The organism is Hominiventricola aquisgranensis (assembly GCF_040096225.1).
GTDB lineage: Bacteria > Bacillota > Clostridia > Lachnospirales > Lachnospiraceae > Hominiventricola > Hominiventricola aquisgranensis.
Genome location: NZ_JBBMFC010000005.1, coordinates 1 through 25,727, shown reverse-complemented (window position 1 = coordinate 25,727; position 25,727 = coordinate 1). Strand labels below are relative to the sequence as shown.

Annotated in this window: 26 protein-coding genes; 25 read left to right on the top strand and 1 reads right to left on the bottom strand. The window is 47.0% G+C overall.

Features of this window, described 5'->3' with window-relative positions; all coding sequences use genetic code 11:
• Positions 1 to 14: 14 nt before the first annotated feature.
• The 23 genes from nusB to WMO62_RS03610 all read left to right on the top strand — a co-directional run bounded on the left by nusB (position 15) and on the right by WMO62_RS03610 (position 23,442).
• Entirely contained in the window at positions 15 to 431 is a 417-nt protein-coding gene (gene nusB / locus WMO62_RS03720) for a transcription antitermination factor NusB (RefSeq protein ID WP_349143848.1), read from the top strand.
• An 18-nt stretch (positions 432 to 449) separates the two neighbouring features.
• Positions 450 to 1,667 (top strand): exodeoxyribonuclease VII large subunit, encoded by a 1,218-nt coding sequence (gene xseA, locus WMO62_RS03715; RefSeq protein ID WP_349143847.1) that lies wholly within the window; start codon positions 450 to 452, stop codon positions 1,665 to 1,667.
• Between the two features lies 1 nt (position 1,668).
• Positions 1,669 to 1,902 (top strand): exodeoxyribonuclease VII small subunit, encoded by a 234-nt coding sequence (gene xseB, locus WMO62_RS03710; protein ID WP_117496535.1) that lies wholly within the window; start codon positions 1,669 to 1,671, stop codon positions 1,900 to 1,902.
• Complete coding sequence (locus tag WMO62_RS03705; RefSeq protein ID WP_349143846.1) at positions 1,889 to 2,776, top strand: polyprenyl synthetase family protein; 888 nt, start codon at positions 1,889 to 1,891, stop codon at positions 2,774 to 2,776. The genes xseB and WMO62_RS03705 overlap by 14 nt, the downstream gene beginning before the upstream one ends.
• A gap of 11 nt (positions 2,777 to 2,787) precedes the next feature.
• Positions 2,788 to 4,665 (top strand): 1-deoxy-D-xylulose-5-phosphate synthase, encoded by a 1,878-nt coding sequence (dxs, locus tag WMO62_RS03700; RefSeq protein ID WP_349143845.1) that lies wholly within the window; start codon positions 2,788 to 2,790, stop codon positions 4,663 to 4,665.
• A 3-nt stretch (positions 4,666 to 4,668) separates the two neighbouring features.
• Positions 4,669 to 5,472 (top strand): TlyA family RNA methyltransferase, encoded by an 804-nt coding sequence (locus WMO62_RS03695; RefSeq protein WP_117496538.1) that lies wholly within the window; start codon positions 4,669 to 4,671, stop codon positions 5,470 to 5,472.
• A 6-nt stretch (positions 5,473 to 5,478) separates the two neighbouring features.
• Entirely contained in the window at positions 5,479 to 6,327 is an 849-nt protein-coding gene (locus WMO62_RS03690; RefSeq protein WP_118596137.1) for an NAD(+)/NADH kinase, read from the top strand.
• A gap of 19 nt (positions 6,328 to 6,346) precedes the next feature.
• Positions 6,347 to 6,799: an arginine repressor gene (gene argR, locus WMO62_RS03685; RefSeq protein ID WP_349143844.1), complete on the top strand. Its 453-nt coding sequence runs from the start codon at positions 6,347 to 6,349 to the stop codon at positions 6,797 to 6,799.
• Positions 6,703 to 8,490, top strand: coding sequence for a DNA repair protein RecN (gene recN, locus WMO62_RS03680; protein ID WP_349143843.1), 1,788 nt, complete (start codon positions 6,703 to 6,705; stop codon positions 8,488 to 8,490). Before argR ends, recN begins: the two co-directional genes overlap by 97 nt.
• 203 nt (positions 8,491 to 8,693) lie before the next feature.
• Entirely contained in the window at positions 8,694 to 9,827 is a 1,134-nt protein-coding gene (gene spoIVB, locus WMO62_RS03675) for a SpoIVB peptidase (RefSeq protein ID WP_349143842.1), read from the top strand.
• Between the two features lie 169 nt (positions 9,828 to 9,996).
• The gene (locus WMO62_RS03670) at positions 9,997 to 11,397 is read left to right on the top strand and encodes an NAD(P)/FAD-dependent oxidoreductase (RefSeq protein WP_349143841.1); all 1,401 of its coding nucleotides are present in this window, start codon (positions 9,997 to 9,999) and stop codon (positions 11,395 to 11,397) included.
• A 27-nt stretch (positions 11,398 to 11,424) separates the two neighbouring features.
• Positions 11,425 to 12,015: a cytidylate kinase-like family protein gene (locus WMO62_RS03665; protein WP_117496544.1), complete on the top strand. Its 591-nt coding sequence runs from the start codon at positions 11,425 to 11,427 to the stop codon at positions 12,013 to 12,015.
• 187 nt (positions 12,016 to 12,202) lie between these two features.
• A complete protein-coding gene (locus WMO62_RS03660; RefSeq protein ID WP_349143840.1) occupies positions 12,203 to 13,054 on the top strand; it encodes a transporter substrate-binding domain-containing protein in 852 nt (283 codons plus the stop codon).
• Positions 13,055 to 13,203: 149 nt separating this feature from the next.
• Positions 13,204 to 13,872: an amino acid ABC transporter permease gene (locus WMO62_RS03655; RefSeq protein ID WP_117496546.1), complete on the top strand. Its 669-nt coding sequence runs from the start codon at positions 13,204 to 13,206 to the stop codon at positions 13,870 to 13,872.
• On the top strand, positions 13,862 to 14,602 hold the full coding sequence (locus WMO62_RS03650) for an amino acid ABC transporter ATP-binding protein (RefSeq protein ID WP_117496547.1): 741 nt from the start codon (positions 13,862 to 13,864) through the stop codon (positions 14,600 to 14,602). The genes WMO62_RS03655 and WMO62_RS03650 overlap by 11 nt, the downstream gene beginning before the upstream one ends.
• 340 nt (positions 14,603 to 14,942) lie before the next feature.
• On the top strand, positions 14,943 to 15,983 hold the full coding sequence (locus tag WMO62_RS03645) for an ABC transporter substrate-binding protein (RefSeq protein ID WP_118438145.1): 1,041 nt from the start codon (positions 14,943 to 14,945) through the stop codon (positions 15,981 to 15,983).
• Positions 15,984 to 16,155: 172 nt separating this feature from the next.
• Positions 16,156 to 17,076, top strand: a complete 921-nt coding sequence (locus tag WMO62_RS03640) for an ABC transporter permease subunit (protein WP_147601872.1) — start codon at positions 16,156 to 16,158, stop codon at positions 17,074 to 17,076.
• Positions 17,076 to 17,870, top strand: a complete 795-nt coding sequence (locus tag WMO62_RS03635; RefSeq protein ID WP_117496549.1) for an ABC transporter ATP-binding protein — start codon at positions 17,076 to 17,078, stop codon at positions 17,868 to 17,870. The genes WMO62_RS03640 and WMO62_RS03635 overlap by 1 nt, the downstream gene beginning before the upstream one ends.
• A 125-nt stretch (positions 17,871 to 17,995) precedes the next feature.
• The gene (locus tag WMO62_RS03630) at positions 17,996 to 19,402 is read left to right on the top strand and encodes an aminopeptidase (protein WP_349143839.1); all 1,407 of its coding nucleotides are present in this window, start codon (positions 17,996 to 17,998) and stop codon (positions 19,400 to 19,402) included.
• Positions 19,402 to 21,195: an aminopeptidase P family protein gene (locus tag WMO62_RS03625; RefSeq protein ID WP_349143838.1), complete on the top strand. Its 1,794-nt coding sequence runs from the start codon at positions 19,402 to 19,404 to the stop codon at positions 21,193 to 21,195. The genes WMO62_RS03630 and WMO62_RS03625 overlap by 1 nt, the downstream gene beginning before the upstream one ends.
• Positions 21,196 to 21,241: 46 nt before the next feature.
• Positions 21,242 to 22,576, top strand: coding sequence for an MATE family efflux transporter (locus tag WMO62_RS03620; RefSeq protein WP_349143837.1), 1,335 nt, complete (start codon positions 21,242 to 21,244; stop codon positions 22,574 to 22,576).
• 247 nt (positions 22,577 to 22,823) lie between these two features.
• Positions 22,824 to 22,994, top strand: a complete 171-nt coding sequence (locus WMO62_RS03615; protein ID WP_349143836.1) for a type II toxin-antitoxin system HicA family toxin — start codon at positions 22,824 to 22,826, stop codon at positions 22,992 to 22,994.
• 25 nt (positions 22,995 to 23,019) lie between these two features.
• Positions 23,020 to 23,442 carry a type II toxin-antitoxin system HicB family antitoxin gene (locus WMO62_RS03610; RefSeq protein WP_118596128.1) on the top strand — a complete coding sequence of 141 codons (423 nt, stop codon included), beginning with the start codon at positions 23,020 to 23,022 and terminating at the stop codon, positions 23,440 to 23,442.
• A 146-nt stretch (positions 23,443 to 23,588) separates the two neighbouring features.
• On the opposite strand, the gene WMO62_RS03605 is transcribed toward WMO62_RS03610, so the two are convergent.
• Complete coding sequence (locus WMO62_RS03605; RefSeq protein ID WP_349143835.1) at positions 23,589 to 24,938, bottom strand: MATE family efflux transporter; 1,350 nt, start codon at positions 24,936 to 24,938, stop codon at positions 23,589 to 23,591.
• Between the two features lie 271 nt (positions 24,939 to 25,209).
• Between WMO62_RS03605 and WMO62_RS03600 the strand changes: the two genes are divergently transcribed.
• Both WMO62_RS03600 and WMO62_RS03595 read left to right on the top strand, forming a co-directional pair.
• Positions 25,210 to 25,392, top strand: coding sequence for a hypothetical protein (locus WMO62_RS03600; protein ID WP_349143834.1), 183 nt, complete (start codon positions 25,210 to 25,212; stop codon positions 25,390 to 25,392).
• Positions 25,367 to 25,642: a hypothetical protein gene (locus WMO62_RS03595; RefSeq protein WP_349143833.1), complete on the top strand. Its 276-nt coding sequence runs from the start codon at positions 25,367 to 25,369 to the stop codon at positions 25,640 to 25,642. The genes WMO62_RS03600 and WMO62_RS03595 overlap by 26 nt, the downstream gene beginning before the upstream one ends.
• Positions 25,643 to 25,727 lie beyond the last annotated feature (85 nt).

Below are 25,727 nucleotides of genomic sequence, written 5' to 3'. Positions count from 1 at the left end.
TATGGGAGGCAAGGATGAAGAGAAGAGAATTAAGAGAGCATATTTTCCAGCTTCTGTTCCGTGTGGAATTTAATGGACAGGATGAGATGGCAGAGCAGGTGAGTCTGTATGTGGACGATATGAAAGAAGAAGAGATCGTAGAGCCAAAGGACGAGACCTATATTGAAGAAAAATACAAGAAGATCGTGGAGAAGCTCCCGGAGATCGACGAGCTGCTGGAGAAGTATTCCAAAGGCTGGAAGCTGTCGCGTATGAACAAGGTGGATCTGACGATCCTTCGTCTGGGTGTATACGAGATGAAATATGACGAGGATATTCCAGAGCGCGTGGCGATCAACGAAGCAGTGGAGCTTGCAAAAAAATTCGGTGGAGATGAATCTCCTGCATTTGTCAACGCAGTTCTGGCAAAACTTTCCAGTAAAGAGGCTTAAAGCGCAAGAGGCATAGAGATGGCGAAAAATGTGTATTCGGTCAGACAGGTGAACGCCTATATTAAAAATATGTTTGTACAGGATTTCATGCTGAACCGGATCTATGTAAAAGGGGAAGTATCCAACTGCAAATATCATACATCCGGACACATATATTTTTCCCTGAAGGATGAGTCCGGGGCGATAGCCTGTGTGATGTTCGCGGGAGAACGGCGCACAGGGTTAACCTTCCGTATGCAGGAAGGGCAGAAGGTGATCGTGCTGGGAAGCGTCAGTGTCTACGAGAGGGACGGGCGTTATCAGCTCTATGCCAGAGAGATCCTGCCGGACGGAGAAGGAGATCTGTACCGCAGGTACGAACAGCTCAAGCGGGAGCTGGAAGAGATGGGGATGTTTTCCGCAGAGTATAAGCAGCCTATCCCATTTTATAATCGGAAGATCGGGATCGTGACAGCCCCAACAGGAGCCGCGATCCGTGATATTATGAACATCAGCAGACGGCGGAATCCTTATGTGCAGCTGATCCTCTACCCGGCTCTGGTGCAGGGGGATCAGGCGGCAGAGAGCATTGTAAAGGGAATACAGACGCTGGATGCTTACGGTGTGGATGTGATGATCGTCGGGCGTGGCGGTGGATCCATTGAGGATCTGTGGGCATTCAATGAGGAGATCGTGGCGCGTGCTATCTTCGAGTGTCGCACACCGGTGATCTCGGCGGTGGGTCATGAGACGGACACCACCATTGCAGATTATGTGGCGGATCTTCGGGCACCGACCCCATCCGCAGCAGCGGAGCTGGCTGTGGTGGATTACCGTCAGCTGGTGGAGAGTGTACGGATCTTTAAGAATCAGCTGGCAGACCGGGTGGAGCAGAAGATAGTAAGGAACCGTGACCGGGCAAGATACCTGCAGGCGCGGCTTTTGCAGGCAAGCCCACAGTATCAGCTTCGGGAGAAGCGGCAATATGCAGCAGATTTGAATGATAAAATGCGGCAGGCATTTTCAGATAAAGTAAAAGACCGGCGGCACAGGCTGGCATTATATGCGGAGCGGCTGGATGGCTGTTCCCCTTTGAAGAAGCTTCAGCAGGGATACTCATATACAGAGAGCCCTGATGGAAAAGCATTGACCTCCATCACTCAGGTGAAGGAAGGGGATGCAGTGACCATTCATGTGACGGACGGAACCGTTGTAGCGCGGACGGAAGGTATCCGCAGTCTGGAAAGGAACGGCTGATATGGCGAAGAAGAAAGAGACAGCAGATCAGGAGCAGTTTCGGCTGGAGGAGGCATTTGACCGGATCGAAGCACTGCTGGAGAAACTGCAGGATAAAGATGTGACACTGGAGGAGTCCTTTGGTCTCTATCAGGAGGGCATGGGGCTTTTGAAACTTTGCAACGAGAACATCGATCATGTGGAAAAGCAGATGCTTCAGATCGATGAGGAGGGACAGACACATGAATTTTCGTGAGGAACTAAAAAGTAAGACGGCAGCTGTTGAGAAGATCGTGGAGAGTTATCTGCCGGAGGAGAGCGGTACGCAGCATGAGATCATGGAAGCCATGAATTACAGTGTGACAGCAGGTGGCAAGCGTCTGCGCCCGCTGCTGATGCAGGAAACCTATCGGATGTTCGGAGGAGAAGGCAGGGAAGTGGAGCCGTTCATGGCAGCTATGGAGATGATCCACACCTATTCTCTGGTGCATGATGACCTGCCCGCTATGGACAATGATGAGTACCGCCGTGGTAAGCTGACCACCCATGCAAAATTCGGACATGCCATGGGTGTGCTGGCGGGAGATGCACTTCTGAACTATGCCTTTGAGACCGCAGCAGAGGCGTTCGATAAGAGTACAGATCTGCGCCGCACGGCAAAGGCACTGCAGATCCTGTCCAGAAAGGCAGGAATCTATGGTATGATCGGCGGACAGGTGGTGGATGTACAGTCCTCCGGGCATGCCATCGACCAGGACAGGCTGGATTTTATCTACGAGCTGAAGACAGGAGCGCTTCTGGAGGCGGCCATGATGGTGGGAGCTGTGCTGGCAGGAGCTTCTGAGGAAGAAGTATCTGTGATCGAGAAGGTAGCTTCTGATGTGGGAATCGCATTCCAGATCAGGGATGATATTCTGGATGTGACCAGCACACTGGAAGAGCTGGGTAAACCCATCCACAGTGATGACAAAAATGAAAAGACGACGTATGTGACATTAAAGGGACTTAAACAGGCAGAAAAGGATGTGGAAGAGATCTCTGCAAGAGCCATTGAAGGACTTGCGTCCCTTCCTTATAAGAATGTATTTCTGACTGAACTGATAAAATCTCTGGTGTATAGAGAGAAATAGAGGGATTCGATATGGTGCTGGAAAAGATCAATCAGGTAGGGGATATCAAACAGATACCACCGGAAGAATATGACACACTGGCAGAAGAGATCCGGCATTTTCTTGTAGAGAAGATCAGCCGGAGCGGAGGACATCTGGCCTCCAATCTGGGTGTGGTAGAGCTTACGATGGCACTCCATCTGTGTTTTGATTTTCCGAAGGATAAGGTAGTCTGGGATGTGGGACATCAGTCCTATACGCACAAGCTTCTGACCGGCAGAAAGTCAGGATTTGACGAGCTTCGGAAATATGGCGGTATGAGTGGTTTCCCCAAGAGAAAGGAAAGTGACTGTGACTGTTTTGATACGGGACACAGCTCGACTTCTATCTCTGCAGGGATCGGTCTGGTGGCAGCCAGAGATCTGCAAGACGGTGACGAGCATGTGATATCCGTAATCGGAGATGGTGCGCTGACTGGCGGCATGGCTTATGAGGCGCTGAACAATGCTTCCCGTCTGAAACGGAATTTTATTATTATTCTCAATGACAACAACATGTCCATTGCGGAAAATGTGGGCGGTATGTCCGAGTATCTGAACGGACTTAGAACCAATGAAGCTTACACGAATTTTAAGACTGGTGTAGAGCAGTCTCTGAGCAGGATCCCAGGTGGCAGCCATCTGGCGAACCAGCTGAAGAAGACCAAGAGCGGTATTAAACAACTCTTCATTCCCGGCATGCTCTTTGAAAATATGGGGATCACCTATTTAGGACCGGTGGATGGTCATGATATTGGAAAGCTTCAGGATATTCTGAATAAAGCAAAGAAAGTAAAGGGAGCCGTTCTGGTTCATGTACTGACCAGAAAGGGAAATGGTTATGTACCGGCAGAGCGCCATCCAGCCAGATTTCACGGCGCAGAGCCCTTTGATATTGAGACCGGATTACCTCTGAATAAGAAGAAAAAAGCCAATTACCAGGATGTATTTTCCACTTGTATGGTGAAGCTGGGACAGCGAAATGAGAAAGTAGTAGCCATCACAGCAGCCATGCCGGATGGAACCGGACTGAAGCGGTTTAAGAATATTTATCCGGATCGTTTTTTTGATGTGGGGATCGCAGAAGGTCATGCAGTGACCTTTGCAGCAGGACTGGCAGCAGGCGGCATGCGCCCGATCTTTGCAGTGTATTCATCATTTTTGCAGAGAGCGTATGATCAGGTGTTGCACGATGTCTGTATCCAGAACCTGCCGGTGGTATTTGCCATCGACCGTGCAGGACTGGTAGGAAGCGACGGGGAGACCCATCAGGGAATCTTTGATTTGTCTTATTTGTCCAGTATCCCCAATATGCATATTATGGCTCCGAAGAATAAATGGGAACTGTCTGATATGCTGAAATACGCAGTGGAGTTTGACGGACCGATAGCTCTTCGGTATCCGAGGGGCGAGGCTTACGATGGACTCAAAGAGTACCGTCGGCCTGTCGAATACGGCAAGAGTGAAGTAATCTACGAGGAAGAGGATATCGCGCTGCTGGCTGTGGGAAATATGGTGAAGATCGCTGAGCAGGTGCGGAAGAACTTAAAGGAGATCGGTTACAGCTGTACATTGGTCAATGCAAGATTTGTAAAGCCTATTGATACAGAGGTGCTGGATATGCTTTCCGCTGACCATAAGCTGCTGGTGACCATGGAAGAAAATGTAAGAAGCGGCGGTTATGGCGAGAAGGTCATGGATTATGTAGTGGAACAGGAACTTCCGGTGAAGCTTCTGAACATTTCTCTGCCTGATGAATATGTGGAGCATGGTAATGTGGCACTTCTCTATGAGGAAGTAGGTATTGATGCACAGACTGTGACCAAACGGATCATTGAGAAATATATTACCTGCCGAAAGGAGCAGAAATAGACGATGAAGACAAGACTGGACGTTCTCATGGTAGAACGGGGACTGGCAGAGTCCAGGGAAAAAGCAAAAGCGATCATTATGTCCGGAAATGTATTTGTAGACGGACAGCGAGAGGACAAGGCAGGAGCGTCCTTCCCTGAAAAAGCAGTCATTGAAGTAAAAGGAAGCCCTTTAAAATATGTAAGCCGTGGCGGATTAAAGCTTGAGAAGGCAATGAGTCATTTTGATGTGGAGCTTCATGACAAGGTCTGTATGGATGTAGGATCATCCACCGGCGGATTTACGGACTGTATGCTGCAGAATGGAGCAAAGAAGGTCTTTGCTGTAGACGTAGGAAACGGACAGCTGGCATGGAAGCTTCGTCAGGATGAGCGGGTGGTCTGCATGGAAAAGACGAATATTCGTTATGTGACACCGGAGCAGATCGGCGAGCCTGTTGAATTTGCTTCGATTGATGTAGCATTTATCTCTCTGACCAAGGTGCTGGAACCGGTGCGCGAGCTTCTGTGCCCGGGTGGAGAAGTGGTGGCACTGATCAAGCCTCAGTTCGAGGCAGGAAGAGAGCAGGTGGGTAAGAAAGGTGTGGTCCGTGACAAATCTGTCCATCTGGAAGTTATCAAAAAGGTGCTGGAATATGCGCTGAGCATTGGATTCTCTGTATTGAATCTGGAATTTTCCCCGATCAAAGGACCGGAGGGAAATATTGAATATCTGGCACACTTGAAGAAACAGGAAGAGGGAATGGCTCCCGAGAGCTGCCCGGTAGATCCGGAAAGAATTGTGGAGCAGGCGCATCAGACGCTGTAAGGGGTTATGAAAACATTTTATATTATTGCAAACAGTGATAAAGAAGAGAGTCTTCGGCTGGCAGAACAGGCAAAGCGATATCTGACCGAGCGGGGACAGGTCTGTGTGGTACGCGGACAAGAGCAGGAGCATGGAAATGCTCATTGTGAGCTTCCTTCCGGCAATGTGGACGGGATTCTTGTGCTGGGCGGCGATGGAACGCTGCTGCGGGCAGCCAGAGAACTGGCTGGCAGAAAGATCCCATTTCTGGGGATCAATCTGGGACATCTGGGGTATCTGGCAGAGATCGAGGAGCAGAATCTTATGCCGGCACTGGATCGACTGATCGAAGGCAGTTATACGGTGGAAGACCGGATGATGCTCAGAGGAAGTGTCTGTGTGGATGGACAGCAGATCGCCAGTGATATTGCGCTGAATGACATTGTGCTCAATCGAAGCGGCAATCTTCGTGTAGTAGATTATAAGGTCTATGTAAATGGAGAATATCTCAATTCCTTTACGGCAGACGGTATGATCGTCTCCACACCGACAGGTTCTACTGGTTATAGTCTGTCGGCGGGCGGACCGATCATCTCCCCTACAGCATCCATGCTGGTGCTCACACCTATCTGCCCACATACACTGAATTCCCGAAGCATTGTATTTTCCGGGGAGGATCACATCAGGATTGAGATCGGAAAGGGAAGACGGGGAGACACAGATGAGGCATGTGCAACCTTTGATGGAGATGCGATTTTTCCATTGAAGACAGGGGATTATGTGGAAATCAAAAAGTCCAGAGAAGTGACCCGGATCTTAAAGATCAATCAGGTCAGCTTTCTGGAAGTACTCCGCAACAAGCTGAGCAGAAATTAGGACAGGAAGGATATGCGGTATGAAACTGAAACGTCATGAAAAAATCATTGAATTGATCGAACAATATGATATCGAGACTCAGGATGAACTGGCAGAACTGCTTCGAAAAGAAGGATTTGATGTGACGCAGGCTACCGTATCCCGTGATATCAGAAAGCTGGCACTGTCCAAGGTGCCGGGAAAGAATGGTCGCCAGAAATACGTGCTTCTGAACCATCAGGATCACCAGATGGCAGAAAAGTACGTGGGAATCTTAAGGGAAGCATTTGTTTCCATGGATCAGGCGCAGAATATTCTGGTGATCAAGACCGTGTCCGGTATGGCCATGGCTGTTGCCACAGCCCTTGATAATATCGGATGGAAAGAGATTGTTGGATGCATCGCCGGAGACGACACCATCATGTGTGCGATCCGGACGATGGAAGATGCCCAGACCGTGATGGCGGAGCTGGAGAAGATCGTAAGGAGGTAGAAAAACCGATGCTGCTGCACCTGCATGTAAAGAATCTGGCCTTGATTCGTGAGGCAGAGATCGATTTTTCAGAGGGCCTGAATATATTGACCGGAGAGACGGGAGCAGGAAAATCAATCCTGATCGGTTCCATGACCATGGCACTTGGTGGAAAAGTGCCCAGGGAAATGGTGCGGGAGGATGCGGACTACGCGCTCTCAGAACTGGTCTTCACGGCAGACCGGCCGGAGATCCGGCATAAATTAGAGGAACTTGGTATTCCGGCAGAGGATGAACAGGTTATCCTGTCCCGGAAGATCTCTAAGGGTCGCAGTATCTGCAGACTCAATGGAGAGACCGTCAGCACTTCTGTGCTCAAAGATGTGGCATCCTGTCTCATCGATATCCATGGACAACATGAGCATCAGTCATTATTGAATAAGCGGAAGCATCTTGAGATTCTGGATGAATATGCCGCAGAAGCACTGGCAGATGTGAAAAAAGCGCTGCGGAAGCAGTACGATATTGTAAAAAAGCTTCGCCGGGAACTGGAAGAAGCTTCTATGGATGAAAATGACCGGATGAGAGAACAGTCTTTACTGGAATTTGAAGTGCAGGAGATCGAGGAAGCAAATCTGAAGGTCGGGGAAGATGAGGAACTGGAAGAGCGCTTCCGCAAGATGAGCAACAGCCGCAGGATCGTGGAGGCACTTGGCATCGTGCAGCAACTCTGCATGGACGGCGAACCCAGTGCCACGGAACTCATTGGTCGTTCCTGCAGGGAATTATCCGGTGTGGAGCGTTATGGAAAAGAGATGGAAAGTCTCTCTTCCCAGCTTCAGGAACTGGATGCCATGCTTTCAGATTTTGGACGAGAGCTGGAAAGCTGTATGGAGGATCTGGAGTTCTCTGAGCAGGAATACCAGGAGACAGAAGAACGTCTGAATCAGATCAATCATCTGAAAGCCAAATATGGACAGACCATCGAAGAGATCCAGGCGGCAGCACAGGAACGGAATGAACGGCTTGACCTGTTGATGAATCTTGGCGAGCATAAGGAAAAGCTGGAGCGAGAGCTTATAAAGGCAGGAGAGGTGCAGATGAGTCTCTGCGATCAGGCACATGAGATCCGAGAGCATGCTGCAGGTCGGCTGGCAGAACTTATGAAAGCGCAGCTGGCAGAATTGAATTTTCTGGATGTGGAATTTGAAATTGCTGTACAGCGGATGGAAGAGCCGGGGGCAGACGGAGCAGATGATGTAGAATTTCTGATTAGCACCAATCCGGGTGAATCCTTGAAGCCTCTTGGCAGGATCGCATCCGGCGGTGAGTTATCCCGTGTGATGCTGGCTATCAAGACGGTGCTGGCAGATCAGGATGCCATTGAGACAGTGATCTTTGATGAGATCGACACAGGTATCAGCGGCAGAACGGCACAGAAGGTATCAGAGAAGCTGGCGCTGATCGGACGAAGCAGACAGGTCATCTGCATCACCCATCTGGCACAGCTTGCATCCATGGCAGACAGCCACTACTGTATCGAAAAACGAGCGGTGGATGGCAGCACCCAGACAGGAATCCGGCTGCTTGATGAACAGGAGTCCGTGGAAGAACTGGCGCGGATCCTTGGCGGTGCCCAGATCACGGATGCAGTGATCGATAATGCCAGAGAGATGAAGAAACTGGCGCAGAAGTTTAAAGAGCGTAGGTGATTCTTCAGAGTCAATTCGCAAAAATGCCTCTTCGAGGCACCATTTTTGCTCATGATGGCTTCTCGCCATATACATGTTTAAAAATATGCTCGAATATGCAAGCATAACTCGCATATTTATTAAACATGTGCATGACTCTGAAGAATAGCAACATTTTCCAGTAAAATCAGACGGTTTTATGCAGACACTATGTTTAGGAAATAATGACAGAAAGGTGTGGCTGCATGAACCGTCTGAAAGTTTATAGAGCCTGTCTGTGGGGCGCCCTTGTGATCAGTGTTGCGACACTGTTTTTTTATTGTAAATGGTATCTTCAGACCCGGGTTCCTGATGTGATCCGTGTGGGAACAGAAGAAGAGGTGCAGGTGGTGGATCTGGGCTTCAAACAAGTGTCAGTGCAGACGCTGCAAAGACCCCGGGTGATCCCCGGCGGTATTCCAGTGGGAATCTACCTGGAGACAGATGGTGTCTACGTGGTGGGAACAGCCGTGGTGGAGACAGAAGAGGGGCTGGTAAGGGAGCCGGCAGGCAGTATTGTACAAAGTGGGGATTATATTCTGGCTGTCAATGGCTGTCAGATAAATACAAAGGAAGAGCTGATCCGCTGTGTGCAGGAGATTCAGGATGAAATCATGATCCTGAAACTGAAGCGTGGAGACGAGACTCTGCGGGTGCGTCTGCAGGCAGTGGAGACAGAAGAAGGAGCTTATAAACTTGGAATCTGGGTCAAGGATGATGTGCAGGGGATCGGAACACTGACCTATGCAACCAGACAGGGAGCTTTTGGCGCACTGGGACATGGCATTACCGACACGGATACAGGAAAACTGCTGACAGTCTCCGGCGGGATGCTCTATGACACCAGTATTCTGAAAATCGTTCGTGGTCAGAGAGGTACGCCTGGTGAATTGAGCGGCATGATCACGTATTCTGACAGTCATGCGGAGGGTGTGATCAGGGAAAATACATCCAGAGGAATCTTCGGTCAGGCAGAAGGCAGGCTTTTGCGAATGCTGGGAACGGAGACTGTGGAGGTGGCATTTAAGCAGGAGGTGCGGACCGGCAGGGCAGTGCTCAGAAGTTCTGTTTCCGGAGAACTGAAGGATTATGAAATCCAGATCCAGGAGCTTCGGATGAATGAGAGTGATGTGAACAAAGGCATGATCTTCTATGTGACAGATCCGGATCTGCTGGCACTGACCGGCGGTGTGATCCAGGGCATGAGCGGGTCACCGATCCTGCAGAACGGTCGGCTCATAGGAGCGGTGACACATGTGTTTGTCAATGATCCGGCGAAAGGATATGGCATTTTTGCAGAAAATATGATTCAACACTGAATTGTGACAACTGACCGGCTCTGTGAACAGAGCAATCATTTTGACATTTTCTCGTTGACATACTATAATAATTATGGAAAATTGTGAAAACACTTGCAAAGTGAAAAAGTTATGGTATACTGATGTGCGGTCCGTCTGGACCTGCGAGAAAAATACAGGGGGAAAACTCATGAAATATGACGTAATTATTATAGGAGCCGGACCGGCCGGTATTTTTACTGCTCTGGAAGTGATCCGTCACAAACCAGATCAGAAGATCCTGATGGTGGAAAAAGGAAAGCCGGTAGATAAGAGACACTGCCCGAAAGCAGAGACCGGCAAATGTATGAACTGTAAGCCGAACTGCATGATCACTACCGGATTCTCCGGCGCAGGCGCATTCTCCGATGGAAAGCTGAGTCTTTCTTATGAAGTAGGCGGAGATCTGCCAACTCTGATCGGAGAAGATTTTGCTCAGGAACTGATCAACTATACAGATAAGATCTATCTGGAGTTCGGTGCTGACGAGCATGTGGAAGGCAACTACGAAGGTGAAGAGATCAAGGAGATCCGTAAACGTGCTATCCGTGCAGGACTTCAGCTTGTGAACTGCCCGATCCGTCATCTGGGAACTGAGAAAGCGCAGCAGCTTTATCTGAACATTCAGAATTATCTTCAGGAGAAGGGCGTGGAGATGCTCTTCAACACGGAATGTGATAATATTATTCTGGAAAATGATGTCTGCAAGGGAGTCCGCATTGAGGACAGATCCGGTGTCAGAGAAATCTTTGGTGATGAGATCGTCATTGCAACAGGACGCCGCGGCGCTGACTGGCTGGAGAAAGTCTGCCAGGAGAACGGTATTGCGCACAAGCCTGGTACAGTAGATATTGGTGTGCGTGTGGAGTGCCGTAATGAGATCATGGAGATGGTCAACAAGGTTCTTTATGAAGGAAAGCTGATCGGATATCCGAAGCCGTGGAAGAATAAAGTAAGAACCTTCTGCCAGAATCCGGGTGGATTTGTAGCACAGGAGAATTATGATAACAATCTGGCAGTTGTAAATGGACACAGCTTTAAGGATCTGAAGAGTGAGAATACCAACCTTTCTATCCTGGTAAGCCACAACTTTACCGAGCCGTTTAACCAGCCCATCGCATATGCGCAGAAGGTGGGCGAGCTGACCAATATGCTGGGTGCCGGACATATTATGGTACAGCGTTATGGAGATATTCTTGATGGAAAGCGTACCTGGGCAAAAGAACTGGCTCAGTCCAACGTAAGACCGACACTGAAGGATGCAGTAGCCGGTGATATTACTGCAGCTATGCCGTACAGAGCTATGACTAATATTATTGAATTTATCCGTATGCTGGATCAGGTAGTACCGGGATTCGCCAGTGGGGAAACTCTGTTATACAGTCCGGAGCTTAAGTTTTATTCCAACAAAGTCAAGATGGATACCAATCTGAACACGAACATTGGTGCTCTGCATTGTCTGGGAGATTCTTCCGGATGGACCAGAGGACTGATGATGGCATCTGCCATGGGTGTGCTGATGGGACGGAAGCTTCTGGAGAAGGAAAACTAAGAAAATAAGAAAATCGGAGGAATTGTCATGAGAAAAGTGATTACCATTGCCCGTGAATTCGGTGCAGGCGGCGGAGAGATTGGAAGAAGAGTTGCAAAAGAGCTGGGTATTCAGTTTTATGACAAAGATATTATCCTGAGAACTGCCCTTGCCAATCCGAAATTGGACCCGGAAGATGTGCGCAGATGGGATGAGAGAGTGCCAAGTTCCTTTGGATTTGCGCAGAGTCTGTTTGACTTCTACAATAAGCCGCTGGATGAACGGCTGTGGCAGGCGCAGCGGGATGCAATCCGTGAGATGGCAAACCATGAGAGCTGTGTGATCGTAGGAAGAAACAGTGAGTACATACTGCATGAGTTCGATCATTGTCTTCATGTATTCGCCCATGCAGGATTCCAGTGGAGAGTGAAGAGAATGTCCGGTATGATGCCGGGAGTGTCACTGGATCAGGTGGCATCTGATGTAAAACAGGCAGACCGTGCCCGTAAGAAGAACTGCGAATATTATACAAGAACTGTTTATGGGGATTCCCGCAATTATGATCTGACTCTGAACACAGAGAAGCTGGGAATCGATAAGGCAGTACAGTTGGTTTTGGCTGCTGCGGAAGATCTGTAACAGATGTGCAGGGTATATTCGTAAAATACATGTAAAGCCATACGTGTATACAATAAAACATTTCCCTCTTGACAATCGGGACAGAAAAATTTATACTTTTAGTAACATCAAAGGCGGTGTATACAATAATACATCGCCTTCTTATGTAATAGGACCGGCAGAGCCGGGGAAAAGGAGCGTACATATTATGAAAAAGTTAGTCGCAATGTCTATGATCGCATGCATGGCAATGGCAACCGTAGCTTGTGGATCTTCCAATTCCGGAGATACCGCAGCAGCTGAGACCACTGAGAGCACTGAGACCGCAGATGCAGCAGAGGATGCAGAAGCAGCAGATACCGCTGATACTTCTGACAAAACATGGGTGATCGCAATGGATACTGTATTCAGACCGTTCGAGTTCACCGATGAGAACAACGAGTTCGTTGGTATCGATGTAGATATCATCAAAGCAGTTGCTGAGGATCAGGGATTCAAGATCGATATCCAGAGTCTTGGATGGGATGCAGCAGTAGCAGCAGTACAGTCCGGCCAGGCAGATGGTCTGATCGCAGGAGCAAGTATCACTGATGAGCGTAAAGCAAACGGATGGATCTTCTCCGATTCTTACTATGATTCCAGCCAGATCTTTGCAGTAGCAGCAGACAGCGATATCGCTTCCTTTGAAGATCTGAAAGGAAAGAACGTAGCTGTTAAGAACGGTACTCAGGGTGCAGCATTTGCAGAGAGCCTGAAAGATCAGTATGGATTCACCACTACTGTATTTGAGGATTCACCGACTATGTATCAGGATGTTATCCAGGGCAACAGCGTTGCATGTGTAGAGGATAAGCCGATCATTCAGGACTGGATCGTAAGCAAAGGTCTTGCACTGAAGACAGTTGACACTATGGAGAGTGATCCGGCTCCTTACGGATTCGCTATCATGAACGAGGCTAACCAGCCGCTGCTTGACATGTTCAATGCAGGTCTTGCTGATATCAAAGCAAACGGAACTTATGATGAGATTCTTGCAAAATATCTTGGAGAGAGCAAATAAGAATAATAGAATTGTATGATTCTGGTGACGGAAAGCAGCCGCAGATACTGTGGCTGCTTCCTGCACTGTGAAAACCCCTGTGTGAGAGGCTTTCACAATGTAAGAAGTATTTTCAGGAAACCAGAGGATAAAAAAAGGAGACAGAGACTATGATAGGTATTATTGAAGTTTACGGAAGCATGTTGCTCCGCGCACTTGGTCAGACACTGTTGCTGACACTGCTGTCCCTGTTATTTGCCATGGTCATCGGTATGATCTTCGGACTGATGAATGTGGGACATAACCGGGTACTGAATCTGATCGGAACCATTTATGTAGATGCTGTACGAGGCGTGCCGCTGATCGTACTGGCATATTTCATCTATTTTGGTGTTCCGGCGGGGATGCAGGGACTGGGATTTGCCAGTTTTCGTCTGAATGCTTTGCAGGCAGGTACAGCAGCCCTTTCTATGAACTGTGGTGCGTATATGGCAGAGATCATTCGTGCCGGTATTGAGAGTGTAGACCGCGGACAGATGGAGGCTGCCAGAAGCTTAGGCTTGTCTTATAGTTCCTCCATGGCTCTGGTCGTGATCCCGCAGGCAGTGCGGACCATGATCCCGTCTATTATTAACCAGTTTATCATCACTTTGAAGGATACCTCTATTCTGTCGATCATTGGCTTCCCGGAGCTTACCAATGTTGGTAAGACGATCGTGGGAAATACGTTGAAGAGTCTGCAGACCTGGGCAATTGTTGGTGTCATGTATATGGTTGTCATCGTAACGCTCAGTAAGGTTGCCAAGAGAATCGAGAGGAGGGTAAACCGTGGAAGATAAGCAGTGTAAGATCCATGTGACCAATCTGAAAAAGAATTTTGGAAAACTGGAAGTATTAAAGGATATCAGCGTTGATGTACAGGAAGGGGAAGTAGTTGTTCTCTTAGGTCCTTCCGGAAGTGGTAAATCCACACTTCTCCGTTGCCTGAATCAGCTGGAGACAGCAACCTCCGGCAAAATTATCATTGATGGACATGATGTGACTGACAAGCATACAGATATCAATAAGGTTCGTGAGAATATTGGTATGGTATTCCAGCACTTCAATCTGTTCAATCATCTTACTGTACTGGACAATATGACCCTGGCACCGGTTCATCTGAAACTGATGAACAAGGAAGAAGCAAGAACAGAGGCACTTCGTCTTCTGGAACGTGTAGGCCTGGCAGATAAGGCAGATGCCTTCCCGAGCCAGCTGTCAGGTGGTCAGAAGCAGCGTGTGGCAATTGCCCGTGCGTTGGAGATGAAGCCGGATATTATGTTATTTGACGAGCCCACCAGTGCCCTTGACCCGGAGATGGTAGGTGAAGTACTTGCTGTTATGAAAGAACTGGCTCGTGACGGTATGACCATGGTAGTTGTAACCCACGAGATCGGCTTTGCCAGAGAAGTGGCTGACCGCGTGATCTTCATGGAAGGCGGCTATATCGTAGAGCAGGGAACCCCGGAAGAAGTCATCAACAATCCGAAAGAGCCAAGAACCATTGACTTCTTAAGCAAAGTATTATAAAAGGACATAAAAAGCTTTACATAACAGGCAAGGTGCGTGAGATCGTATATTGCGCTGCTATGTTAGATGAATTACTTTGTGTTTTGAAATTAAGAGAGACAGGTGATATGCAAAAAGGAACGTCCCGCAGTCCCGGTACTTCCTGCAATCAAGTCAAAGACGCAGATTGCAGGTTAGTACCGCTGGACGAGGACTTAGCGAGAGCGGTTCCTTTTTTGTATATCACCTATCTTTTTTATTTTTAATGGTTGACTTTTGCGCGTTGAAGCGCTATAATTGCAAACAGTTAATGAATTAGTCCGTATCAGTAACATACGGGCAGGGAAACGGAGGAAATATTATGAAAAAGATTCTCGCTCTTGTTATGGCAATGACCATGGGAATGGGTCTGGTTGCATGTGGAAGTTCTACTTCTGCAGATACTGCAGCGGCAGACACTACAACAGAGACAACTGAAAGCACAGATGCAGCAGCTGATACCACAGCAGCAGATGGGGATGCTTCCTATCTGATCGGTATCTGCCAGCTGGTACAGCATCCGGCACTGGATGCAGCAACTCAGGGATTCAAAGATGCACTGACCGAGGAGTTCGGCGATGCAGTTCAGTTTGATGAGCAGAACGCACAGGGTGATTCCAATACCTGTTCTACTATCATCAACAGCTTTGTTTCAGAAGGAACGGACCTGATTCTTGCAAATGCAACTGCAGCACTGCAGGCAGCACAGGCAGGTACCAGCGATATTCCGGTACTTGGTACTTCTGTAACTGAGTATGGTGTAGCACTTGGAATTGATGATTTTAATGGAACTGTAGGTAACAACATCTCCGGTACTTCCGATTTGGCTCCGCTGGATGAGCAGGCAGCAATGCTGCAGGAACTGTTCCCGGATGCTAAGAATGTAGGTCTTCTGTACTGTACTGCAGAGGCTAACTCCCAGTATCAGGTAGACACCGTTCAGGCTGCTCTGGAAAAACTTGGATACACTTGTACACAGTATGGTTTCTCTGATTCCAATGACCTGTCTTCTGTAGCTACTACAGCAGCAGATGCAAGCGATGTACTTTATGTACCGACTGACAACACCGTAGCTAACAACACCGAGCTGGTTAACAATATCTGCGAGCCGAAGAAAGTTCCGATCATCGCAGGTGAGGAAGGTATCTGCAGTGGATGTGGAGTTGCAACTCTTTCTATTGATTATTATGATCTTGGAGTTGCCACTGGTAAGATGGCAGTACAGGTTCTGAAAGGGGAAGCTAATATCTCCGAGATGCCGATTGAGTATGCACCGCAGTTTACCAAAGAGTACGATGCAGACCGTTGTGAAGCACTTGGAATCACCGTTCCGGATGATTATGTAGCAATCGAAGCTGAGTAGATGCAACCATTCAGAATTATGCATGAGCAAAAGGAAAGCTTTAAAAAGTGATTTTGCGAATATGCATCTGAATAAATAAATGATATAATTGACGACAGCGAGAACAGGGCCGCACCTATCTCGCTGTCGCCGTTGTATATAAAAAACAAAGGATCTTAGAGGTGATAAGAAAATGAGTATTGTAAGTTTACTGAACGCGCTGCCAGGTGCAGTGGCACAGGGATTAATCTGGGGAATCATGGCGATTGGTGTATATATCACCTTCCGTATCCTGGACATTGCGGATCTGACTGTGGATGGTACACTTTGTACCGGAGGTGCCGTATGTATTATGATGATGCAGAGTGGACATAATGTATGGGTGTCTCTTCTGGTTGCTTTGATCGCAGGTCTTCTGGCCGGTATGGTCACAGGTCTTTTGCATACCTTTATGGGAATCCCGGCGATTCTTGCCGGAATCCTGACACAGCTTGGACTGTATTCTGTGAATTTGAAGATTATGGGAAAATCCAATCAGGCGATCAATGTTGATAAATTCGACCTGCTGGTTTCTCTTCGTTATATTAAAAATGTGCCGATCTACAGAAACACGATTCTGCTGGTAGCGGTGATTATCGTGGTTCTGATCGTATTTCTGTACTGGTTCTTTGGAACTGAGCTTGGATGCTCCCTGCGTGCTACCGGATGTAATGACCGGATGTCCCGCGCACAGGGTATCAATACAGACTTTAACCGGGTACTTGGTCTTATGATCTCCAATGGACTGGTTGCATTTTCAGGAGCGCTGTTAAGCCAGTACCAGGGCTTTGCTGATATTAACATGGGTCGTGGCGCGATTGTTATCGGTCTGGCCGCAGTGATCATTGGCGAGGCACTTTTTGGAAAAATATTCCACAATTTTGGCTTCCGGCTGTTAGGCGTGGCACTTGGTTCTATCGTATATTATTTTGTACTGCAGATCGTGATCTGGCTTGGTATTGACACCGATCTGTTGAAGCTCCTGTCCGCAGCTGTTGTTGCTGTATTCCTGGCAATTCCGTACTGGCAGAGCAAATATTTTTCCAGACCGGTAAAAAGGGGAGGTGACAGATAATGCTGGAGATCAAGAATATTTATAAAACATTTAATGCAGGAACTGTCAATGAAAAACGTGCGCTCAAAGGCGTGAATCTGACCCTGGAGGATGGAGATTTTGTCACAGTTATCGGTGGAAACGGTGCTGGAAAATCAACTCTTCTGAATGCTATTGCAGGTGTATGGCCGGTGGATGAGGGAGAGATCATCATTGATGGAAAAAATGTAACCAAACTTCCTGAGCACAAGCGTGCTGCTTATCTTGGCCGTGTGTTCCAGGATCCTATGAACGGAACTGCAGCGACTATGGGAATTGAAGAAAACCTGGCACTGGCACTGAGACGTGGTCAGACAAGAACGCTTCGCGCCGGTATCAAAGGAAGCGAGCGGGAAGTATACAAGAGGCTGCTGGCAACTCTTGGTCTTGGACTGGAAGACAGACTGACTTCCAAAGTAGGTCTGCTCTCTGGTGGACAAAGACAGGCGCTGACTCTTCTGATGGCAACGTTGAAGAAGCCAAAGCTGTTGCTTCTGGATGAGCATACTGCTGCACTTGATCCGAAGACTGCAGCAAAAGTTCTGGAGACCACAGAGATGATCGTCAACCGTGACAAGCTTACGACCTTGATGATTACCCATAATATGAAGGATGCCATTGTCCATGGTAACCGTCTGATCATGATGATGGATGGAAATATTATTCTGGATATTCGTGGCGAGGAGAAGAAACATCTTACCGTGGAAGATCTGCTTCATAAGTTTGAAGAGGTCAGCGGCGAGGAGTTCACTAACGACAAAGCGATTCTTGGTTAAAAAGACTGGCGGTCTGTTCGCAGAAATGTGGACAGACCGTTTTGAATTGTGCTAAAATCTGCTACATAAGGAATGAAATCCAGTGTGGAGAAAAGAATAGAAAACAGATAGAAGGAGTGACAGATATGGAACGGAAAAATGCATGGGAAACCTATGACAAATCTCAGGAAAAGAAAGTCATGAAGCTGGCAGAGCAGTATCGCCAGTTTATTTCTACAGGAAAGACGGAGCGGGAGTGTGTCAGACTGACTGAGAAAATGGCAAGAGAAGCTGGCTATATTTCTCTGGAGGAAGCACTGACCTCCGGGGATACCCTGAAGCCAGGAGACAAAGTCTATGCTATTCATAAAAAGAAGCTGGCGGTATTATTCCAGATCGGTACAGAACCGCTGGAGAAAGGCATGAATATACTTGGTGCGCATATTGATTCCCCACGTCTGGATCTGAAACAGAATCCATTATATGAGGATGGAGAGATGGCACTTCTGGATACCCATTATTATGGCGGTATCAAGAAATATCAGTGGGCAGCAATTCCGCTGGCGTTGCACGGAGTCGTTGCCAGAAAGGATGGAACGGTGGTGGAACTTGCCATCGGTGAGGATCCATCAGATCCGGTACTTGGTATCTCTGATCTTCTGATCCATCTGTCCGGCGAACAGCTTCAGAAAAAAGCAGCGGTTGTAGTGGAAGGCGAGAACCTGAATATTATTGTTGGAAGCAAACCACTGAAGAGCAAGAAGGACAAAGAGAAAAAAGAGAAAAAAGAGCTGATCCTAAAAGCACTGCTCGAAATTTTAAAAGAGAAATATGAGATAGAAGAGGAAGATTTTCTGTCTGCGGAGCTGGAAGCAGTACCTGCAGGTCCGGCAAGAGACTTTGGTATCGACCGAAGCATGATCATGGGTTATGGACAGGACGACAGAATCTGCGCATTTACTTCTCTGACCGCCCAGCTGCAGGCAGAGAACCCGAAATATACGGCTGTGTGCCTGCTGACTGACAAGGAAGAGATTGGAAGCATGGGTGCTACAGGTATGCAGTCCCGCTATTTTGAAAATGTGGTGGCAGAGGTGATGAACCTGACCGGACAGTATTCTGAGCTGGCACTGCGCAGATGTCTGCAGAATTCGCATATGCTGTCCTCCGATGTAAGTGCGGCATTTGATCCGAACTATGCAAGCGCATTTGAAAAGAAAAATATCGCTTACCTGGGACATGGCATGGTATTCAACAAATATACTGGTTCCAGAGGAAAATCTGGTTCCAACGATGCATGCGCTGAGTATATCGGAGCACTTCGAAAAGTTATGGATGATGCGTCCGTGAACTGGCAGACTGCAGAGCTTGGGAAAGTAGATCAGGGAGGCGGTGGAACTATCGCTTACATCACTGCCAATTATGGTATGGATGTGATTGACAGCGGTGTGGCACTTCTTAACATGCACAGTCCCTGGGAAGTGTCCAGCAAGGCAGATATTTATGAAGCATACAGAGGTTACAAAGCCTTTCAGAAAGCGGAGTGGAACTAATGGCAACAGTTTGCGAGCGGATAACTGCATTAAGAGAGAAGATGAAGGAGAACGGGATCACGGTCTATGTGGTCCCGTCCACTGACTGTCATGAATCTGAATATGTGTGTCCTCATTATCGGGCAAGAGCTTATATGACCGGATTTACCGGATCGGCGGGAACAGCCGTGATCACTATGGACAAGGCAGGACTGTGGACCGATGGCAGATATTTTCTGCAGGCGGAGGATCAGTTAAGAGGAACCGGTATCCATCTGTTCCGTATGGGGGAACCGGGGGTGCCGACTGTGGAAGAATATGTAAAAACGGAGCTTTGTGCTGGTGGCTGTGTAGGTTTTGATGGAAAGACCATGGGCGCAGTAAGTGCGGATAAGTTCCGGGAGAGCGCCATGGAAAAAGGTGGATCCATCTATACAGAAAAGGATCTGGTGGGAGAGATCTGGCCGGATCGACCACAGATTCCCGATGAAAAGGTATGGATTCTGGAGAAGTGCTGGAGTGGTGAAAGTTCAGAAAGTAAGATTACCAAAGTGCGGGAAGTTATGAAAAGGGCGGGAGCCACCCAGCATGTGATCGCCTCCCTCTGTGATATTATGTGGCTGCTGAATTTACGTGGTGATGATATCCCCTGCGTACCGGTGACCTTGTCATTTCTTCGGATGACGGATAAGAACTGTATCTGGTATGTACGTCCTTCCGTGGTGACAAAGGAGGTTCGGAGCTATCTGGCAGAGTGCCAGGTGGAGATCCGTCCTTATGAATCAATCTATGAAGATCTGTCTGCACTTCCGGCTGGAGCGCGGGTGCTGCTGGATAAAAAGAATGTAAACTGTGCGCTGTTGACCAGCATTCCGACAGATGTGGAGATTCTGGACGAGACGAATCCGTCAGAACTCCTGAAGGCTGTCAAAAATGAGACGCAGATTAAAAATCTTAAGGAAGCCCATCGGAAAGAGAGCGTGGCATTTACCCGGTTCATGTACTGGCTGAAGACAGCTGTGGGTAAGGAGAATATGACAGAGCTGTCAGTGGCAGATTATCTGGAGGCAAGACGGGCAGAGCAGGAACACTATGTGGAGCAGAGCTTTGCGCCTATCTGTGCTTATGGAAGTCATGGAGCCATTGTCCACTATTCTGCTACCGAGGAGAGCAATGTATCTGTTGAGCCGAAGAGCTTTCTTCTGGTGGATGCTGGTGGACATTATCTGGAAGGAACTACCGATACCACCCGTACCTTTGCCATGGGTGAACTGACTTATGAGGAAAAGCATCTCTATACAGCCGTGTGCCGGGGAAATCTTCATCTGGCTCATGCCCGGTTTCTCCATGGATGTACGGGACTGAATCTTGATATTCTGTGCCGGGAGCCTATGTGGAAGCTTGGACTGGATTTTAAGCATGGAACCGGTCACGGAGTTGGATATATTCTGAACGTTCATGAAGGACCCAATGCATTTCGCTGGAAGCAGAGTCCTTCCCTGTCCAATGCGGTGCTGGAGCCTGGCATGGTGACCACGGATGAGCCGGGGCTTTATCTGACCGGCAAGTTTGGAATCCGTCTGGAAAATGAGCTGGTGTGTAAGAAACTTACAGATAATGAGTATGGTACATTTTTAGGCTTTGAAATTCTGACAATGATCCCCTTTGATCTGGATGCAGTTCTTCCGGAAGAGATGAGTGAAGAAGAAAGGCAATGGCTCAATGAGTATCATCAGAAGGTATATGAGACCGTAGCAGAAAGTCTGCCGGAAAAAGAGCGAATCTGGCTTAGAGAGGCAACGAGACAGATATAGAATCCAAGAATATGAAATGGTCTGGTGAGGGTAGAGGGATAGGATTATGACAAAGGATATGACAAGCGGTTCACCCGCAAAGCTGATCTTCGGATTTGCGATCCCTATGTTTCTGGGACTGCTGTTTCAGCAGTTTTACAGCATGGTGGATACGTTGATCGTAGGAAAATTTTTAGGAGTCAACCCGCTGGCGGGAGTAGGCTCTACGACTTCTTTGAACTTTATGGTGCTGGGATTCTGTATGGGTGTCTGCAATGGGTTTGCAATTCCCGTGGCTCAGATGTTCGGAGCAAAAGAAGAACACAGACTTCGACGGTATGTGACGAATGGCGCATGGCTCTGCATCATATTTTCAATAGTGATGACACTGGTGGTCGTTGCAGTCTGCCGGCCGATTCTTGTATTAATGCAGACACCAGAAGAAATATTTGAATATGCTTATGTGTACATTGTGATCGTATTCTGGGGAATTCCCTGTACGTTCCTCTACAATATTCTGGCAGCTATTATAAGGTCTCTGGGAGACAGTAAGACACCTGTGATCTTTCTGGCGATTTCATCAGGCATCAATATTGTACTGGATCTGGTGTTTGTGCTGGTCTTTGATATGGGTGTGGAAGGTCCGGCCATCGCTACTGTTCTGGCGCAGGGTATCTCAGGAATCATCTGCTTGTGGTATATGTATCGAAAGTTTCCGGTGCTTCATGCCAGCCGGGAAGAATGGAGACCGGAGTTTTCTTATATGGGAAAGCTCTGTTATATCGGAATCCCCATGGGATTACAGTATTCAGTTACAGCCATCGGAACACTGGTGCTGCAGGCGGCTGTGAACGGACTGGGAGCAGCCGTGGTGGCAGGCGTGACGGCAGGCCAGAAGATCAATGCATTTATTCAGTGTCCGCTGGAAGCATTGGGACAGACCATGGCACCCTATGCAGGTCAGAATATGGGAGCGGAGAAATATGACCGGATCGGAAAAGGACTTAAGAGTGCGGTAGGCATGGGCTTTGCGGTATCCGTTCTTTGCTTTGTTCTGGCGATCTTCTTTGGAAAACAGCTGACCATGTTGTTTGTAGACGCATCAGAGACAACGATCATATCGTATTCCTATCAGTTTCTTCTGTATTGTACTGGAGGATATTGCCTGCTGACTCTGGTAAATACTGTCAGATTTACCATTCAGGGCATGGGCTTTTCTGTATTTGCCATTTTATCGGGAATCATGGAAATGATCGCCCGGATCCTGGCGGCAACAGTGGTCGTGCAGATGATAGGATTTGCAGGAACCTGTCTGGCCCATCCCATGGCATGGCTGTTTGCAGATGTGTTCTTGATCCCGGCATTTTTCTGGTGCAGGGAAAAGGTGGCGAAGCAAGGATAGGGTAAATAAGTTGATAAGTCGGTGTACCTTAGCATTGAGGAACACCGGCTTTTTTCTTGCGGAAAAGGTAATATTATGTTACCATAAATTCATATCCAGCCGTCTAAATATAACTATTAACTTATATTTCTATATATCTTTGCATGGTTCTATGCAAGTTCCAAGTTATATTGTAAATATATAAATACATTTTGGCACATTGACAAGTGTGTATTTAGTGTGTATTGTATATATAAAGGAGATATCCTTGAAGAGAAAAAATTTAATAAAAAAACTTGAAAGTGTTGGTTTTAGATTTGAGCGTCATGGAGGAAATCATGATATTTATGTTTGCGGAGAAAATCGTGAGGAAATACCGCGACATAAGGAGATTAATGAACGTCTGGCAAGAGCAATTTTGAAAAAATGGGGATTATAATTCATTATGACAGGAGGACATTTGTATGAAGAATAAGCGCGTATATCCAGTCATTCTCACACCTGCAGATAATATTATTTTAGTTGAGGTTCCGGATATGGAGATCCTGACGGAGGGAAAAGACTATCAGGATGCAATTGAAATGGCAAGAGATGCAATTGGATTAAAAGGAATAACACTTGAAGATGCAGGAAAAACAATTCCTGATGCATCGGATATTTCTGTTATAAATCCGGAAAAGGGGACGTTTGCGGAAGATGGAAAAGGGTATGTTACTCTTGTAGATGTTGATTTTTTGATATATCGACGGCGCGTGGACAGCAAAGCTGTCCGGAGAAATGTGACACTTCCCAATTGGTTGAATCGTGAAGCCGAGGCGGCACATATCAATGTTTCCAAACTACTTCAGGAAGCATTGATAAGTAAATTGGGGCTAAATAAGTATTAGGACATGAGATAAACAAATCGTAGAGTGTGTATAGAGATTATCCTAGCAGAGCTTGCTGAGAAATAAGAAAACTGCTGCTTTATAGGTGAGAGATCATCTGTGAAGCAGCAGTTTTTTCATGGTAAAAGGTGTTAATAAACAAAGTGTTAAGTTGTCTGAAATTCTTTCTCAATCTGCCGCATGACATATAGATAGGAAACACCAGTAAATACAGCTGCAGCGATCCAGGCAGCAGGATCGGCAAAGCATGCCAGACGATAACTGAGAAGCTTCATGGAAAGCATAGAAACGACCAGTCTGGCAACCAGTTCAGCAACGCCTCCCATCATGGGGAGAAAGCCATATCCGCAACCTTGCATGATATTTCGGAAGATAAAGATCGTGCAGAGCGGAAGAAAGAAGAGGGCACACATGTAACTGTAAGTGGTAGCCCATGGTATCATGGCATTCATATCCACATCTCCGGAGAAGAACAGATGGAGACAAGGTTTCAGGAGTAATATCATAGTAGCACTGGCAATCATGGAATAGATAAATTCAGCAAACAGAGCTGCATGGACACCCAAGCGGATGCGTTTCAGATTGCAACAGCCGTAATTCTGTCCGCCATATGTGGCCATGGTCTGACCCATGGCTACCATTCCCTGGGTGAGAATGTTCTGGAGCTTTCCAGCAGCCGTATAGGCAGCCACCGCTTCGGAACCAAAGAGGTTGATTGCAGACTGCATGATCATAGTTCCGGATGCGGTGATGGCAAACTGAAGAGCCATGGGAATACCGGCAGCCAGCTGGGGCTTTGTGTCCTGCGGTGACAATTTCCACTGATCTGATTCAGGCTTTAAGTCTGGTGTTTTAAACCAGATGTAAAGCGCACAGAGAACAGCAGAGATAGCTTGGGACAGGTTGGTTGCCCATCCGGCTCCGGCAACACCCATCTGAAGTTTTACAACAAACAAAAGATCCAGTACAACGTTGAGACAGGCAGAAAATACCAGAAAAAACAGAGGAATCTGGCTGTTTCCAATTGCTCTTAGATAAGAGGAGAACAAATTGTAAAAAATATTTGCGGCAATTCCGATGCAGATTACGATAATATAGGAATATGCCATATCATAGATATTGTCCGGTGTATTCATAATATGAAGCAAAGGTTTCATAATAGATGCGGAGAATACAGTCAGGATCACAGCAGAGATGATAGACAGTAAGATACCATTTGCCACATTTCGCTTTACTGCAATTTGATCCCGCGCTCCGTATTTCTGGGAAACACGCACAGAAAAACCGGCAGTGATCCCCTGAGAAAAACCGGTGATCAGGAACATGATGGTTCCGGTGGAGCCAACAGCTGCCAGTGCATCGGCACCTACATATCTGCCTACGATGATCGTATCTACCATATTATATAGCTGCTGAAAGACATTTCCGATGATCAGCGGTACAGTGAACATCAGAATGACCGGCAGCGGCTTGCCTTTTGTCATATTTAACTGCATAGAAGAAATCCTCCCTGTTACAAAATAATTGTTGCTGAAAAATTGTAATCGGGAGGATTTTGTTTGTCAAGATGTTTTCTTATAAAAATGTTGCTTGTATTTCCAAGCAACACGTGATATTATTTAATCATAATCAAGAGATCGTATAATCTATCTCAAGTCGAGAGAAAGATTCCAATGAAAAAAATAAACGAATAGTTGTATTCCTGCTAATAAATGGTAGTGACAACAGTTTGTTTATATTATAAAATATACAAAGGATGGGATTCAAATGGGGGAAAAAGATATTGCAGAAAAGGTATTGCTGTCTTACAATGATGTATTTTCGGATATTGTAAATGTATTGTTGTTTGGCGGTAAAGAGGTTATATTAGAAAATGATCTGGAAGACCAGACAACAAGGACCGCATATAAAGCAGATAAAACACGTGAAAGAAGTTCTGCAGTTACTTAGTGTTATGACGGATGATCACAGATTTGAAGATATTTACAATGAAGAATTGAAAAATGATAAAGGAGGATTAAAAACCATGTGTGATGTATTAGACCGGATTGAAGAAAAAGGCATAAAAACAGGAGAAGTGACAATGGCTTATGTGGCTTTGAAACTTGTAAATGCCGGGCGTGGAAATGACCTAGAACGAGCGGTGAGAGATGATGATTTTAGAAATAAATTGATAGAAGAATTTGGTGAGAAGATATAATAGAGAAACGGGAGTATCCCAAAGTTTGTGTAAACCTCCAAACTGATGTAAGATAAAATTACTCAGTTTGGAGGTTATTTTTATG

Coding starts and splice junctions, on each gene's coding strand:
- nusB (WP_349143848.1), top strand. CDS start 15: ATGAAGAGAAGAGAATTAAGAGAGCATATTTTCCAGCTTCTGTTCCGT.
- xseA (WP_349143847.1), top strand. CDS start 450: ATGGCGAAAAATGTGTATTCGGTCAGACAGGTGAACGCCTATATTAAA.
- xseB (WP_117496535.1), top strand. CDS start 1,669: ATGGCGAAGAAGAAAGAGACAGCAGATCAGGAGCAGTTTCGGCTGGAG.
- WMO62_RS03705 (WP_349143846.1), top strand. CDS start 1,889: ATGAATTTTCGTGAGGAACTAAAAAGTAAGACGGCAGCTGTTGAGAAG.
- dxs (WP_349143845.1), top strand. CDS start 2,788: ATGGTGCTGGAAAAGATCAATCAGGTAGGGGATATCAAACAGATACCA.
- WMO62_RS03695 (WP_117496538.1), top strand. CDS start 4,669: ATGAAGACAAGACTGGACGTTCTCATGGTAGAACGGGGACTGGCAGAG.
- WMO62_RS03690 (WP_118596137.1), top strand. CDS start 5,479: ATGAAAACATTTTATATTATTGCAAACAGTGATAAAGAAGAGAGTCTT.
- argR (WP_349143844.1), top strand. CDS start 6,347: ATGAAACTGAAACGTCATGAAAAAATCATTGAATTGATCGAACAATAT.
- recN (WP_349143843.1), top strand. CDS start 6,703: ATGCATCGCCGGAGACGACACCATCATGTGTGCGATCCGGACGATGGA.
- spoIVB (WP_349143842.1), top strand. CDS start 8,694: ATGACAGAAAGGTGTGGCTGCATGAACCGTCTGAAAGTTTATAGAGCC.
- WMO62_RS03670 (WP_349143841.1), top strand. CDS start 9,997: ATGAAATATGACGTAATTATTATAGGAGCCGGACCGGCCGGTATTTTT.
- WMO62_RS03665 (WP_117496544.1), top strand. CDS start 11,425: ATGAGAAAAGTGATTACCATTGCCCGTGAATTCGGTGCAGGCGGCGGA.
- WMO62_RS03660 (WP_349143840.1), top strand. CDS start 12,203: ATGAAAAAGTTAGTCGCAATGTCTATGATCGCATGCATGGCAATGGCA.
- WMO62_RS03655 (WP_117496546.1), top strand. CDS start 13,204: ATGATAGGTATTATTGAAGTTTACGGAAGCATGTTGCTCCGCGCACTT.
- WMO62_RS03645 (WP_118438145.1), top strand. CDS start 14,943: ATGAAAAAGATTCTCGCTCTTGTTATGGCAATGACCATGGGAATGGGT.
- WMO62_RS03640 (WP_147601872.1), top strand. CDS start 16,156: ATGAGTATTGTAAGTTTACTGAACGCGCTGCCAGGTGCAGTGGCACAG.
- WMO62_RS03635 (WP_117496549.1), top strand. CDS start 17,076: ATGCTGGAGATCAAGAATATTTATAAAACATTTAATGCAGGAACTGTC.
- WMO62_RS03630 (WP_349143839.1), top strand. CDS start 17,996: ATGGAACGGAAAAATGCATGGGAAACCTATGACAAATCTCAGGAAAAG.
- WMO62_RS03625 (WP_349143838.1), top strand. CDS start 19,402: ATGGCAACAGTTTGCGAGCGGATAACTGCATTAAGAGAGAAGATGAAG.
- WMO62_RS03620 (WP_349143837.1), top strand. CDS start 21,242: ATGACAAAGGATATGACAAGCGGTTCACCCGCAAAGCTGATCTTCGGA.
- WMO62_RS03610 (WP_118596128.1), top strand. CDS start 23,020: ATGAAGAATAAGCGCGTATATCCAGTCATTCTCACACCTGCAGATAAT.
- WMO62_RS03605 (WP_349143835.1), bottom strand. CDS start 24,938: ATGCAGTTAAATATGACAAAAGGCAAGCCGCTGCCGGTCATTCTGATG.
- WMO62_RS03600 (WP_349143834.1), top strand. CDS start 25,210: ATGGGGGAAAAAGATATTGCAGAAAAGGTATTGCTGTCTTACAATGAT.